Annotated in this window: 14 protein-coding genes; 9 read left to right on the top strand and 5 right to left on the bottom strand. The window is 65.2% G+C overall.

Annotated features, from left to right (window positions below; translation table 11 throughout):
- The first annotated feature begins 198 nt into the window (after window positions 1–198).
- The 7 genes from GNH96_RS08090 to cpdA all read left to right on the top strand — a co-directional run bounded on the left by GNH96_RS08090 (window position 199) and on the right by cpdA (window position 8,085).
- Window positions 199–1,374, top strand: coding sequence for an aspartate aminotransferase family protein (locus GNH96_RS08090; protein WP_169603215.1), 1,176 nt, complete (start codon window positions 199–201; stop codon window positions 1,372–1,374).
- 25 nt (window positions 1,375–1,399) lie between these two features.
- Window positions 1,400–2,296 (top strand): ornithine carbamoyltransferase, encoded by an 897-nt coding sequence (gene argF, locus GNH96_RS08085; protein WP_169603214.1) that lies wholly within the window; start codon window positions 1,400–1,402, stop codon window positions 2,294–2,296.
- Window positions 2,297–2,551: 255 nt separating this feature from the next.
- Window positions 2,552–2,980: a TIGR04211 family SH3 domain-containing protein gene (locus tag GNH96_RS08080; protein WP_228720075.1), complete on the top strand. Its 429-nt coding sequence runs from the start codon at window positions 2,552–2,554 to the stop codon at window positions 2,978–2,980.
- 60 nt (window positions 2,981–3,040) lie between these two features.
- Window positions 3,041–4,729 carry a dihydroxy-acid dehydratase gene (gene ilvD / locus GNH96_RS08075; RefSeq protein ID WP_169603212.1) on the top strand — a complete coding sequence of 563 codons (1,689 nt, stop codon included), beginning with the start codon at window positions 3,041–3,043 and terminating at the stop codon, window positions 4,727–4,729.
- A 19-nt stretch (window positions 4,730–4,748) separates the two neighbouring features.
- Window positions 4,749–5,921: an acetylornithine deacetylase gene (gene argE / locus GNH96_RS08070; RefSeq protein WP_169603211.1), complete on the top strand. Its 1,173-nt coding sequence runs from the start codon at window positions 4,749–4,751 to the stop codon at window positions 5,919–5,921.
- Between the two features lie 16 nt (window positions 5,922–5,937).
- Window positions 5,938–7,287: an amino-acid N-acetyltransferase gene (argA, locus tag GNH96_RS08065; protein ID WP_169603210.1), complete on the top strand. Its 1,350-nt coding sequence runs from the start codon at window positions 5,938–5,940 to the stop codon at window positions 7,285–7,287.
- 6 nt (window positions 7,288–7,293) lie between these two features.
- Window positions 7,294–8,085 carry a 3',5'-cyclic-AMP phosphodiesterase gene (cpdA, locus tag GNH96_RS08060; RefSeq protein WP_169603209.1) on the top strand — a complete coding sequence of 264 codons (792 nt, stop codon included), beginning with the start codon at window positions 7,294–7,296 and terminating at the stop codon, window positions 8,083–8,085.
- Here the strand turns inward: cpdA and GNH96_RS08055 are convergent.
- On the bottom strand, window positions 7,986–8,561 hold the full coding sequence (locus GNH96_RS08055) for an RNA pyrophosphohydrolase (RefSeq protein ID WP_169603208.1): 576 nt from the start codon (window positions 8,559–8,561) through the stop codon (window positions 7,986–7,988). The two genes, cpdA and GNH96_RS08055, sit on opposite strands and share 100 nt — an antisense overlap.
- 189 nt (window positions 8,562–8,750) lie before the next feature.
- On the opposite strand from GNH96_RS08055, the gene GNH96_RS08050 reads away from it, so the two are divergent.
- Complete coding sequence (locus tag GNH96_RS08050) at window positions 8,751–9,413, top strand: histidinol-phosphatase (protein ID WP_169603207.1); 663 nt, start codon at window positions 8,751–8,753, stop codon at window positions 9,411–9,413.
- 7 nt (window positions 9,414–9,420) lie between these two features.
- On the opposite strand, the gene GNH96_RS08045 is transcribed toward GNH96_RS08050, so the two are convergent.
- A complete protein-coding gene (locus GNH96_RS08045) occupies window positions 9,421–9,651 on the bottom strand; it encodes a sulfurtransferase TusA family protein (RefSeq protein ID WP_169603206.1) in 231 nt (76 codons plus the stop codon).
- A gap of 47 nt (window positions 9,652–9,698) precedes the next feature.
- On the opposite strand from GNH96_RS08045, the gene cysG reads away from it, so the two are divergent.
- On the top strand, window positions 9,699–11,126 hold the full coding sequence (gene cysG, locus GNH96_RS08040) for a siroheme synthase CysG (protein WP_169603205.1): 1,428 nt from the start codon (window positions 9,699–9,701) through the stop codon (window positions 11,124–11,126).
- An 11-nt stretch (window positions 11,127–11,137) separates the two neighbouring features.
- On the opposite strand, the gene yacG is transcribed toward cysG, so the two are convergent.
- The 3 genes from yacG to coaE form a co-directional block, all read right to left on the bottom strand.
- Window positions 11,138–11,353 carry a DNA gyrase inhibitor YacG gene (gene yacG, locus GNH96_RS08035; protein WP_169603204.1) on the bottom strand — a complete coding sequence of 72 codons (216 nt, stop codon included), beginning with the start codon at window positions 11,351–11,353 and terminating at the stop codon, window positions 11,138–11,140.
- An 11-nt stretch (window positions 11,354–11,364) separates the two neighbouring features.
- Window positions 11,365–12,132, bottom strand: a complete 768-nt coding sequence (gene zapD, locus GNH96_RS08030) for a cell division protein ZapD (RefSeq protein ID WP_169603203.1) — start codon at window positions 12,130–12,132, stop codon at window positions 11,365–11,367.
- A gap of 102 nt (window positions 12,133–12,234) precedes the next feature.
- Window positions 12,235–12,831, bottom strand: a complete 597-nt coding sequence (gene coaE, locus GNH96_RS08025) for a dephospho-CoA kinase (RefSeq protein ID WP_169603202.1) — start codon at window positions 12,829–12,831, stop codon at window positions 12,235–12,237.
- Between the last annotated feature and the right edge of the window lie 7 nt (window positions 12,832–12,838).

Genomic DNA, 12,838 nt, shown 5'->3' with positions numbered 1-12,838 from the left:
CCGGATTCTTCGATACTCGACCCCGAACGTCAAGCGTCGGGATCGACGGACACCTCCGATCGACCGCACGGAGTCGGTCTGCCGTATCGGGTCGATGAATTTGTTGTGCTGGACATTCTTTTCCGTTAACCTTCCGCCTTCCATCTAGGCAGTCTTGCTCGACTGCCTTTTGTTTTTTTGGGTTTTTGCCACCTATCCATGACGAGCAACATCATGCCGACTTACGCCCGGCAACCGGTGACGTTCACCCACGGCGAGGGAGCCTGGCTTTTCGACACCGAGGGCAGGCGCTACCTCGATGCCGTTTCCGGCGTCGCCGTCTGCAGCCTGGGCCATGCCCATCCGGCGGTTGCGAAGGCGCTGTGCGACCAGGCCGGGCGTTTGGTCCACAGCTCCAACCTGTACCGGATCGGACTGCAGGAAGAACTGGCCGGACGTCTGTGCCGCCTGAGCGGCATGGACAACGCGTTCTTTTGCAATTCGGGCGCCGAGGCCAACGAGGCCGCGATCAAGATCGCGCGGCGCTACGGCCATCATCGCGGCATCGACGCTCCGAAGATCATCGTCATGGAAGGAAGTTTCCACGGCCGCACGCTGGCGACGCTGAGCGCCACCGGCAACCCAAAGGTGCAGGAGGGCTTTGCGCCCTTGGTCGGCGGTTTCCTGCGCCTGCCCTACGACACTATGGAAGCGGTCGCTGCCGTCGATGATCCCGATGTCGTCGCGGTCCTGGTCGAACCGGTCCAGGGCGAAGGGGGGGTCCGCGTTCCCTCGGCCGATTATCTGGCGCGGCTGAAGTCGCTGTGCGACCAGCGCAACTGGCTGCTGATGCTCGACGAAGTGCAGACCGGCATGGGCCGGACCGGCCGGATGTTCGCTTACCAGCATGCCGGAATCGTCCCGGACGTCATGGCCCTGGCGAAGGCGCTCGGCAACGGCGTGCCGATCGGCGCCTGCCTCGCCCGAGGCATCGCCGCGGAAATGCTCACGGCGGGCACGCACGGCTCGACTTTCGGCGGCAATCCGCTGGCCTGCGCTGCGGCCTTGGCCGTGGTCGACACCCTGGAACGGCAGGCCTTGCCCGCGCGCGCGGCGGACCTCGGCCGGCGGCTGGTGAACGGCTTCCGGACCCGCCTCGGCAACCACCCCGGCATCGCGCAGATCCGTGGCCTGGGCCTCATGGTCGGGATCGAACTCAGCCGGCCCTGTACAGAACTCGTCGGGATTGCCCTGGAACAGGGCTTGCTCGTCAATGTCACCGCGGAACGGACCGTGCGGCTGCTTCCTCCCCTGATCCTGACGGACGCCGAAGCCGACGAACTGGTCGACCGGCTGAGCGCCATCATCCAAGCCTGTCTCGATCCGGTAGGCTGATTTTACAAATTGCAGCAGATTCACCATGAAACCGCGTCATTTCGTCACCTTGCGCGACATCGGTTCCTCCGAATTCCGGGGCCTGATCGCCCGTGCCATCGAACTCAAGGCCCTGAAGGAAACTTACGAGCCCCTGAAAAACAAGGTCCTGGGGATGGTGTTCGAAAAGTCCTCGACCCGTACCCGCGTATCCTTCGAAGTCGGGATGGCCCAGTTCGGCGGCAGCTCCATCTTCCTGTCGCCGCGGGACACGCAGCTCGGGCGCGGAGAGCCGATCGAGGATTCGGCGCGGGTGCTGTCCCGCATGGTGGACTGCATCATGCTTCGCACCCATTCGCACCGCACGGTGGAAGTGTTCGCCCAATACTCGCGAGTGCCGGTCATCAACGGCCTCACCGACCGCTTCCACCCCTGTCAGCTGCTGGCTGACATGCAGACCTATTTCGAACACCGCGGCGACATCGTCGGCAAGACCGTTGCCTGGATCGGCGACGGCAACAACATGTGCCAGACCTATATCCATGCAGCCGAGCTGCTGGATTTCGAATTGCGCATCGCCTGTCCCCCGGGCTATGAACCCGAAACCGAGCTGATCGAAGCCGCGGAAAAGCGGGTCGCCGTCAGCGGGGATGCTCGGGCCGCGGTCACCGGCGCCGACCTGGTCGTGACCGACGTCTGGGCCAGCATGGGTCAGGAAAACGAGCAGGCCGAGCGCATCGGCGCCTTCGAAAACTTCCAGGTGGACGCCTCTCTCATGGCCCTGGCGCGCCCCGACGCACTGTTCATGCATTGCCTTCCCGCCCACCGCGGCGAGGAGGTTTCCGCCGAGGTGCTGGAAGGTCCGCAAAGCGTGGTCTGGGATGAAGCCGAGAATCGGCTGCACGCCCAGAAGGCCTTGCTGGAATTTCTGCTCGCGACGTGAAGCGCTTCGCCCCCGCGTCGGTGAATGGCGTCGGGGTTATAATCGCTTTTACTGCCGGGACCCTGCGACTCTTGCTATCCGGACCCGTAGTCGTCCGTTTTTTTCATTGGTATTCGGCCCGAGATGAAAAGAACCCTAGCCTGCCTTCTCCTTGCCGCCGCATCGGGCGCGTCCGCTGCACCGGAGCACGGCAGACCACCAGTACCGGCCGAGGCCGCCCCAGCTCCCCAGAAGCCTCGAAGCGGCCAAGTCGTTTTGCTGAAAGATTTCAATGAAGTCAAGCAGAAAAATATCGAACTCAAGCAGAAGCTCGCCGAACTCGAGAATTCGCGCAAGGCGCTCGAAACCGAACTCGCCGACCTGCGGTCAGGCCGGGACGCGGCGGAATCCAACGCCCGCAACCTCGGCTCGGAAAACGAGCGCCTAAAGGCGGAACTGGCGTCGATCCGGCAGACCGCCGCCAACGCCCTCCAGATCGAAGCCGAACGCAACCGTCTGCGCGAAACGGTGGTGACCGTCGAGCGTGATCTCGAAGCCAAGCGGCTGGAAAACCTGGCGCTGGCGGAGGACACGCGCCAGCGCTGGTTCCTGATCGGCGCCGGGGTGCTGGCCGCCGGCTTCGTGCTGGGCCTGATCGTTCCGCAACTCGGCTGGCGCAAACGCAGCAGCTGGGATTCGTTCTGACCCCCCTTTTTTCATCCTCGCCGCTCCGGCAAACCGGACTTTTGTCAAGGAATCCGAATCATGACCGACAAGCACTCACGTCCCTTTTCGTCCCAGGTTGTCGACGGCATGGAGCGCGCGCCCAGCCGCGCCATGCTGCACGCGGTCGGCTTTGCCGATGCCGACTTCGCCAAACCGCAGATCGGCATCGCCTCCACCTGGGCCATGGTGACCCCGTGCAACATGCACATCAACAAGCTGGCCGAGGACGCGGCGCGCGGCGTCGACGGCAACGGCGGCAAGGCGGTGATCTTCAACACCATCACCATCTCGGATGGCATCTCCATGGGCACCGAGGGCATGAAATACTCCCTCGTGTCGCGTGAAGTCATCGCCGACTCGATCGAAACGGTGGTCGGCTGCCAGGGTTATGACGGGGTGGTCGCCATCGGCGGCTGCGACAAGAACATGCCCGGCTGCATGATCGCCCTGGCCCGCCTGAATCGTCCGGCAGTGTTCGTCTATGGCGGCACCATCCTGCCCGGCTGCCATGACGGCAAAAAGCTGGACGTGGTGTCGGTGTTCGAGGCGGTCGGAGCCCGTGCCAACAACCGCATCGACGACGCCGAACTGCACGCCATCGAGTCCAAGGCCATCCCCGGCCCGGGCTCCTGCGGCGGCATGTACACCGCCAATACCATGGCCTCCGCCATCGAGGCGCTGGGAATGAGCCTGCCGGGGAGTTCGGCCCAGGTGGCGATTTCCAGGGATAAGGCGCTGGATTGCGAACGCGCCGGCGCACAGGTGCTCAAGCTCCTCGACTTGGATATCAAACCCCGCGACATCATGACCAAACCGGCCTTCGAAAACGCCATCACCGTGGTGATCGCCTTGGGCGGCTCCACCAACGCGGTGCTGCATCTGCTGGCCATGGCCCATGCCTGCGGTGTCGACCTGACGCTCGAAGACTTCACCCGCGTCGGCCAGAAGGTGCCGATGCTGGCCGATTTGAAGCCCAGTGGGCGCTATTCCATGGCCGAATTGGTGGAGATCGGCGGCATCCAGCCCATGATGAAGACGCTGCTGGCGGCCGGCCTGCTGCACGGCGACTGCATGACGGTCACCGGCAAGACCTTAGCGGAAAACCTGGCGGAAGCGCCGGACTATCCGGCCGGGCAGGAGATGATCCGGCCCCTGGACAACCCCATCAAGAAGGACAGCCACCTCGTGATCCTCAAAGGCAATCTGGCGCCGGCGGGCGCGGTCGCCAAGATCACCGGCAAGGAAGGCCTGAGTTTCACCGGCACCGCGCGCGTGTTCGACTGCGAAGAACAGGCGCTCCATGCCATTCTCGACGGCACGGTGGTGAAGGGCGACGTCATCGTCATCCGCTACGAAGGTCCCAAGGGCGGACCCGGCATGCGCGAGATGCTCTCCCCCACCTCGGCGGTGATGGGCAAGGGCCTGGGCAAGGAGGTCGCCCTGATCACCGACGGACGCTTCTCCGGCGGCACCCACGGCTTCGTGGTCGGCCACATCACGCCCGAAGCCTACGCGGGCGGGCCGCTGGCGATTGTCCGGGACGGCGATACGATCACCATCGACGCAGAGACCCGCGCGCTGACCCTGCACCTCGCCGACGACGAGATCGGCCGGCGTCTGGCGCAATGGACCCAGCCGGCGCCGCGCTATACCAAGGGTGTGCTGGCCAAGTACGCCAAGCTCGTCAGTTCGGCCTCGGAAGGCGCCGTCACCGACAAGGGCCTCTAGCTCACATCGGAATCAACCCATGGTCCGGCGCCTACCGACGACCCTCGAGATGATCCGGGCGCTCATCGCCCGGCCCTCGGTCAGTTGCACCGATCCGCGCTTCGACCAGTCCAACCGGGCGGTGATCGAGCTGCTGGCGGAATGGGCCGAAGCGCTCGGATGCCGGGTCGAAATCCAGCCGCTGGACCACGGCAAGGCCAACCTCATCGCCACCCTCGGTCCTACCGGGGGCGGCGACGGACTGGCGCTTTCCGGCCACACCGACACGGTACCTTGCGATCCGGACCGCTGGCATAGCGACCCGTTCACGGCAATCGAGAAGGACGGGCGGCTCTACGGGCTCGGCAGCGCCGACATGAAATCCTTCTTCGCCCTGGCTCTGACCGCTGCGGGCGAAATCGATCCAACCGCCCTGCGGAGACCCCTGCTGCTGATCGCCACGGCGGACGAAGAGAGCTCCATGGCCGGCGCCAAGGCGCTCCTGCCCGAGCAGCTCGCCCCGGCCCGATGCTGCGTGATCGGGGAGCCTACCGGCCTCAAGCCCGTCCGCACGCACAAGGGCGTCATGATGGAGTCGATCCGCATCCAGGGTCAGGCCGGGCATGCCAGTGATCCCGCGCTGGGCGCGAACGCCATCGAGGGCATGCACCGGGTGATTTCCGAACTGTTGACGATCCGTGACGAACTGCAAGAGCGCTACCGCAACCCGGCCTTCGCCGTGCCGGTGCCGACCCTGAACCTGGGCGCCATCCACGGCGGCGACAACCCCAACCGTATCTGTGGCCATTGCGAGCTGAGCATCGATCTACGGCCCCTGCCCGGCATGGACATGGAGGAACTGCGCGGTCTGTTGAACCGGCGGCTCGGTCAGGCACTGGCCACCTCGCCGGGGCTCAGGCTTTCGGTGGAATCCCTGTTCGGCGGTGTTCCTGCCTTCGAAACGAAGGCCGACGCCGGACTGGTACGCTGCTGCGAGCATTTGAGCCACGCCACGGCTGGCGCGGTTTCCTTCGGCACCGAAGCCCCTTTCCTGTCCCGGCTCGGCGTGGAAACCGTGATCCTGGGTGCCGGCCATATCGAACAGGCTCACCAGCCCGACGAGTACCTGCCGCTGGATCATGTCGAACCGGCGACGCGGATCCTGCGCGGCTTGATCGAGCGGTATTGCATCGCGCCGGGGCGGTCGCATTGACGTCGGACGACACCGAATGAACGCCGGCATCGCCCCCCCGACCTTCGTACGCTGGTTTCGTGGCGCCGCCCCCTATATCCACGCCCACAGGAACCGCACCTTCGTCGTCAGTTTCGGCGGGGAAGCCCTCACCGATGGGCGGTTCGCCGAGCTGGTTCACGACTTCGCCCTGCTCCACAGCGTAGGCGTCAAGCTGGTGCTGGTGCACGGCACCCGCCCCCAGGTCGAGCGGCGCCTGCGGAGCCGAGGTGCCGATTTGCGCTATCACCAAGGGCTGCGGATCACCGACGCGGCCGCGCTGGAATGCGTCCAGGAAGCCGCCGGTGCGGTGCGGGTGGAGATCGAGGCACTGCTGTCGATGGGGGCGGCCAATTCGCCCATGGCCGGAGCGCGGATCAGGGTTGCCTCGGGCAATTTCGTGGTAGCCAAGCCCTTGGGTGTACGCGAGGGCGTGGATTTCGGCTATACCGGCGACGTGCGCAGGGTCGATGCCGGTGCGATGCGGCGTCTGCTGGATGAAGGCAGTGTCGTCCTGGTGTCCCCGCTCGGCTATTCGCCCACCGGGGAAATCTTCAACCTCAGCGCCGAGGAAGTCGCGACCGCGGTGGCCGGCGCGCTGGGAGCCGACAAGCTTTTGCTGCTGATGGAACAAGCCTGCGCCGTCGTCCCGGAGGGCCGGATGATCCACCAGATGACGCTGGAAGAAGCCGAGCGTCTGCTGGAACGGGCCGGTTCGCTGGAGCCCGGCGTGGCCGCGCATCTGGCCGCCGCCGTCAAGGCATGCCGCTCCGGCGTGACCCGCGCCCATCTGCTCGATCGCCACATCGACGGTGCCCTGCTGCTGGAACTGTTCACCCGTGACGGCGTCGGGACCCTGGTCAGCGCCAATCCGTTCGAGGAGCTGCGCCCGGCCCGGATCAACGACGTGGTCGGCATCCTGGACCTGATCCGTCCGCTCGAGGAGACCGGTGCCTTGGTAAACCGGTCGCGCGAGCGGCTGGAAACCGAGATCGAGGATTACGTCGTCATCGAGCGCGATGGCCTGATCGTGGGCTGCGCCGCTTTGCACGAATTTCCGGCCGATAACCTGGGCGAATTCGCCTGTCTGGCCCTGCATCCTGACTACCGTGGCGAGCGCCGCGGCGAGAAGTTGCTGGAATTCGTCGAGCAGCGCGCGCGCAAGCTCGGCCTGGCGCGGCTCTTCGTGCTGACCACCCAGGCCATGCAATGGTTCCGTGAAAGAGGATTCGAACCCGCCTCACCCGCCGACCTGCCTGGGGAGCGGCGGACGACTTACAGCCCCGAACGCAATTCCCAGGTGCTGATCAAGACGATCAGGCCAACCGAAATTCCCAGGAAAAGCTGAACGCCCATGCCGAATTCAGGAACGCTGCGCCTCCTCCACCTCACCGACTCGCACATCCTGGCCGACCCGGAAGCGCGGTTTTACGGCGCCGACAGCGCGGCCACGCTACGCGCGGTCATCGAGCATGCGAACCGGGACCGCTTCGACCTGATCCTGTTCACCGGCGACTTGGCGCAGGACCCGGTGCCGCAAAGCTACCGGAGGCTGGCCGAGCTTTGCGCCGGACTGCGGGCGCCTTGCTACTGGCTACCGGGAAATCACGACCAACCCGCGCTCGCGCGGAGGATTCTGGACGAAACGCCGCTGCTGCGCGCAACTGCGATCCGCCTGGGCGGCTGGCTGATCGTCTGCCTGGACAGCACCCTGCCGGGTTGTGCCGGCGGCTCCTTGGCCGGGGAACAGCTCGACCTGCTGGAACGGACGCTGAGCGACCATCCAACGCTCCACACCCTGATCGCCCTGCACCACCATCCCGTCCCCTGCGGCAGCGCGTGGATGGACACGATGATCCTGGACAATGCCGGTGAATTCTTCGCCGTGCTGGCCCGGCACCCGCAGGTAAAAGCCATCCTGCACGGCCATACCCACCAGGTGTCGGACTTCGAAATCGAAGGAAAGCGGGTATTCGGCACGCCGTCCACCTGCATCCAGTTCAAGCCTGCCAACCGGACCTTCGCGCTGGATGAGGAGCAGCCGGGCTACCGCTGGCTCGAACTGGGGCAGGACGGGTCGGTCGCAACAGGAATCTGCCGCGTCCCGGTACCGACGCCCCCTCCACCGGCGTCGGCCAGCGCCTGAGCGCCCGCCTGCAACGCCCGCTGCAGTTCGCCCAAGGCCTGACGGTAGACTTCCCGTTTGAAGTAGACGACGTCGCTCAAGGGATGCCAGTAATCGACCCAGCACCAGCGGTCGAACTCCGGGCGCTCGGAACAGTCCAACCGGATGTTGGCCTCGGCACCGGTGAGGCGCAGGATGTACCATATCTGTTTCTGGCCGATGCACAGAGGAGAGGAGCGACGGCGGATGAAGCGCTCCGGAAGCTGGTAGCGCAGCCAGCCCTTGGTGCGAGCGATGATCTCGACGTATTGGCGCTCCAGCCCGACCTCTTCGTAGAGCTCCCGGAACATCGCGGCATCCGGATCCTCATCGACCTTGATGCCGCCCTGAGGAAACTGCCATGAACGCATGCCCGCCCGCCGCGCCCAGAACACCCGGCCCTCGTCGTTGCTGAGGATGATGCCGACATTCAGGCGATAGCCCTCGGCATCGATCATATCTCCCGCTAATCCGCCCATTGTCTCCAACTGGTATACTGTTTCCGGTCACAAGTGACTTAGCGTCGTTTCGCTCGCCGCCGACCCCACTCCGCACCGGCTCAAGAGCCCTGCGCGAAAGCCTCGACGGCTGTTAGCAGTACACCGATGCGAAATCCCGTTAATGTATTTGGAATGTAAAGGAAACCCGTGACTCTGGCAATATTCGACCTCGACAATACGTTGCTGGCCGGCGACAGCGACTACCTCTGGGGGCGCTTCCTAGCGGACAAGGGCATCGTCGATCCCGCGGCCTATGAAGCGGCCAATGCCAGGTTCTACGAAGAATACAAAAACGGCACGCTGGATATCGGCGCATTCCTGGCGTTCGCTCTGCGCCCGCTGGCGGAAAACGAACCCGAGCAACTGTTTCGCTGGCGTGAGTCGTTCGTCGAAGAAAAAATCCTGCCGATCGTGCAGACCGCAGCCCGGGACCTGGTCGAACAGCACCGCTCGGCGGGCCACACACTGCTGGTCATCACCGCCACCAACCGTTTCGTGACCGAGCCCATCGTGCGGCTCTACGGCATCGACAACCTCATCGCCACCGAGCCCGAGTTCCGCGAAGGCCGCTATACCGGGCAGGTCGAGGGCATTCCCTCGTTCCACGAAGGCAAGGTTCACCGGCTGTCGGCATGGCTGAGGGACAACGATGGCTACGATCTGGCCGACACTTGGTTCTACAGCGATTCGCACAACGACATTCCCTTGCTCTCGCGGGTCGCCCATCCGGTGGCGGTGGACCCCGACCCCACCCTGCGCCGCATGGCCGAGGAGCGGGGCTGGCCGGTCATCAGCCTGCGAGCCGCCTGAGTTCTCTTCAGCCTTTCCGGATCAGGAAGAAGTGCGTGCCGGTTTCTTCGGCATATTCGACGAGATCGTGGCCCGCCTGTTCGAGGTAGACTCCGAAATCCAGGACTGACGCGGGATCGGTCGCCCGCACCCGCACGATCTGGCCGCTGCCCATGAGCTGCAGGGTTTTTTTCAGGCGCAGCAGCGGCAGCGGGCACATCAGCCCGCTGGTATCCAGCTCCTGGTCTACGACGATCATGCTCTGACTCCATTGCACATGTCCGCATTTTAACAAAAGCCAGCCCCATGGATTACCTGCCGATATTCCTCAAGCTTCGTGACGCCCCCTGCCTGGTCGTGGGAGGCGGGGAGGTCGCCGGTCGCAAGCTCGGCCTGTTGCTCGAAGCGGGCGCAGCGGTCACCGTGATCGCGCCTTCCGCCGACGCGGCCATCGCCGAACTGGCCGAACGCGGTCGCATCCGGCTGCGCACGAAAACCTTCGACGCGGACGATGCCGACGGTTTTCGGCTGGTCATCGCGGCGACCGACGATCGCGAGGTGAACGAGGAGGTCGCAGCCACCGGGCGGAGGCTTGGCATTCCGGTCAACGTGGTCGACTGCCCGGCGCTGTGCGACTTCATCTTTCCGGCCATCGTCGATCGCTCGCCGGTGGTGATCGCGGTATCCACCGGAGGCGCGTCGCCGGTGCTGGGCCGGCTGCTGCGGACCCGAATCGAAGCCTGCATTCCGTCCGGCTTCGGCACGCTGGCCCGGATCGCCGGGGGGCTGCGGGACCGCGTCAAGCGAGCGATTCCCGACGCCCGCGCTCGCCGGCACTTCTGGGAGCAGGGGCTGCAAGGGCCGGCTGCGGAACTGGCGTTGCAGGGGCGCGCGGAAGAAGCCGAGATGCGGCTGCTGGAGGAAGCCGAAGCCGCCGCGACGCAAGGCGGACCTTCGCTGGGATCGGTCGCACTGGTCGGCGCGGGGCCGGGCGATCCGGACCTGCTGACGCTACGCGCCTTGCGGCTGATTCAGGAGGCCGACGTCGTCGTTTACGACCGCTTGGTCTCGCCCGAGATCCTGGCTCTGGTACGGCGGGACGCCCGGCGCATCTATGCGGGCAAGGAACGCAGCCGCCATAGCATTCCTCAGGACGATATCAACGAGCTGCTGGGGAATCTGGCCTCCGAAGGCCACCGCGTGGTCCGCCTCAAGGGCGGCGATCCGTTCATTTTCGGACGGGGCGGCGAGGAGATCGAAACCCTGATGGCACGCCATATCCCGTTCCAGGTCGTGCCGGGGATCACGGCCGCATCGGGTTGCGCCGCCTATGCCGGCATCCCCCTCACCCACCGCGACCATGCCCACGCCTGCCTGTTCGTCGCCGGCCACCTGAAGGATGGCAGCCTGCAAGGAATCGACTGGCCGCAGCTCGCGCGGCCCCGCCAGACCGTGGTGGTTTACATGGGCCTGCAGGGACTGCCGCAGATCTGCGCTGAACTGATCCGCCACGGCGCGCCGCCGTCACGGCCGGCAGCCCTGATCCAGCAAGGCACGACGAGCGAACAACGGGTCGTGTCCGCCACCTTGGAGACCCTGCCCGCCAGGGTGGCGGATTCGAATGTCAAGGCCCCCACCCTCGTCATCATCGGCGAGGTGGTGACGTTGCGGGAAAAACTGGCCTGGTACCGTGGCCGGGCGGAACGGGAAGAAATGTCCGCCAACGGGCGATAGATCCTGGGCGGTCAACGCTCGGGGGAGTTCGCCCCGCCGTCTCGATCGTCGGGGAGTTCCCGACTGTCCACCGATTCTCCTGGAATGGCGTAGTCCTCGTTGGCCCAGCTGCCCAGATCGATCAACCGGCAGCGGTCGCTGCAAAACGGTTTGAACTTCTGCGCCTCGGTCCAGGGCACCGGCTTGCCGCAGTGAGGACAGCGCACGATGGTATAGACGCGCGACATCGGCGGACGGCTCAGAGCAGACAGGAAGTCAATTGGAAAGGCACGTCCTCGCTGCACTGGGCAGGACGCTCGTTCGGCTGGCCGGTCAGGAACCGCACGGTGAAGCGGTGCTTACCGCCGCTGATCTCCGCGAAATAGGGCAATTCGATCGGCACGGCAACGCGCAGCAGTAGCACCGCTGCGGCATGATCCAGATTCTTCTGGAAGAATCCGCCATGGGCGGTTTCCCAGATACCCACGGCACTATCCCGGAGCAGGCCGAGGATGAGCCCGATCCCGTCCTGGACCGGACGGAAGCTGTCCAGCCATTCGGTAGCCTCGCCCCGCCTCCGCTCCGCGTCCCGCTCCAGCCAGAAATGGTAGGCGGGCAGGTCGAAGGAACACGTGCCGCCGGGGATTGCCGTCCGCTGCGCAACCGACTTGAACAGCTCGTTCTCCATCACCTGGAAGCCGATCCGTCCGCTGTGACCGTAGAGGCGCTGCCCGGCGGAATCGAGTTGGCTCAGGACCGAGGCCAATGCCTCCTGGTCGATGTGCTGGTTACCCTGCATCTTGCCCAAAGCTCCGCCGAGCCGGTCGATCTCCTTGAGCATCTCGGACTTGATGTCGTTCCGGCTGAGCAGCGCGACGATCTCGTTCAGCGTCGCGACGACCGCCCGACAGTCCCAGACCGAACCACCCTGGGCGAAATGCCTGGCCTGGCGAAACAGTTGCTCCAGGCGCAGAAACAAGCGCATCCGCTCGTTCAACGGAAACTCATAAACGATTTGATTCTTCAAGTTCGGGAAACCGGTCGAATTGGGGGATACGGGGTGAACCCGGAAGATCATCGGACCGAGCCATCGGTCGACGGCGTCATTGTCAACTTTGGCCCCGATTAGTCAAGCCGCGGCGAGTGCGCAATAGCGCCGGTGCAGCGCATCCACCTCCGACTCCAGGCAGGCCGGGTCGGCGGTATTGACGATGACGTCGTCCGCCGCCGCCAGCCTTTCGCTGCGGGACACCTGGGCAGCCATGATGGCGCGCACCTCCTCGGGCCGGAGCCCGCTGCGCCGAACCACCCGTTCGATCTGCAACGTCTCCGGGCAATCCACCACCAGGACGCGGTCGACGAACTTCCGCCGGCCGGTTTCCAGCAGCAAGGGGATGCACAGCAGGCAGTAGCTGCCGGCCGCGCCGAGCACGAGGCGCGCGAGCTCGGCATAGACCAGAGGATGCAGAATCCCTTCCAGGCGCTTGCGGGATTTCGGCTCGGCGAATACCCGGCGCCTCAGGGCCGCCCGGTCCAGATGGCCGTCGCCGCCGAGAATATCGGCACCGAATGCCCGGACGACGGTCTTGAGAGCCGGCTGCCCCGGCTCGAGCAGGCGGTGCGCCACCTCGTCCGCATCGAACACCTCGACCCCGCGCGCGGCGAACAAGCCGGCCACCGTGGATTTTCCGGCGCCGATGCCGCCCGTCAAACCGACTACAAGCATCCTTGCG

The sequence above is a fragment of the Methylococcus geothermalis genome (assembly GCF_012769535.1).
Taxonomy (GTDB): Bacteria; Pseudomonadota; Gammaproteobacteria; order Methylococcales; family Methylococcaceae; genus Methylococcus; species Methylococcus geothermalis.
The sequence above is the reverse complement of the archived record's forward strand: the minus strand, read 5'-3'. Positions and strand labels throughout refer to the sequence as shown.

Excerpts from the sequence above, each read along its gene's own strand:
- GNH96_RS08090 (WP_169603215.1), top strand. The coding sequence starts at position 199 with ATGACGAGCAACATCATGCCGACTTACGCCCGGCAACCGGTGACGTTC.
- argF (WP_169603214.1), top strand. The coding sequence starts at position 1,400 with ATGAAACCGCGTCATTTCGTCACCTTGCGCGACATCGGTTCCTCCGAA.
- ilvD (WP_169603212.1), top strand. The coding sequence starts at position 3,041 with ATGACCGACAAGCACTCACGTCCCTTTTCGTCCCAGGTTGTCGACGGC.
- argE (WP_169603211.1), top strand. The coding sequence starts at position 4,749 with ATGGTCCGGCGCCTACCGACGACCCTCGAGATGATCCGGGCGCTCATC.
- argA (WP_169603210.1), top strand. The coding sequence starts at position 5,938 with ATGAACGCCGGCATCGCCCCCCCGACCTTCGTACGCTGGTTTCGTGGC.
- cpdA (WP_169603209.1), top strand. The coding sequence starts at position 7,294 with ATGCCGAATTCAGGAACGCTGCGCCTCCTCCACCTCACCGACTCGCAC.
- GNH96_RS08055 (WP_169603208.1), bottom strand. The coding sequence starts at position 8,561 with ATGATCGATGCCGAGGGCTATCGCCTGAATGTCGGCATCATCCTCAGC.
- GNH96_RS08045 (WP_169603206.1), bottom strand. The coding sequence starts at position 9,651 with ATGATCGTCGTAGACCAGGAGCTGGATACCAGCGGGCTGATGTGCCCG.
- cysG (WP_169603205.1), top strand. The coding sequence starts at position 9,699 with ATGGATTACCTGCCGATATTCCTCAAGCTTCGTGACGCCCCCTGCCTG.
- yacG (WP_169603204.1), bottom strand. The coding sequence starts at position 11,353 with ATGTCGCGCGTCTATACCATCGTGCGCTGTCCTCACTGCGGCAAGCCG.
- coaE (WP_169603202.1), bottom strand. The coding sequence starts at position 12,831 with ATGCTTGTAGTCGGTTTGACGGGCGGCATCGGCGCCGGAAAATCCACG.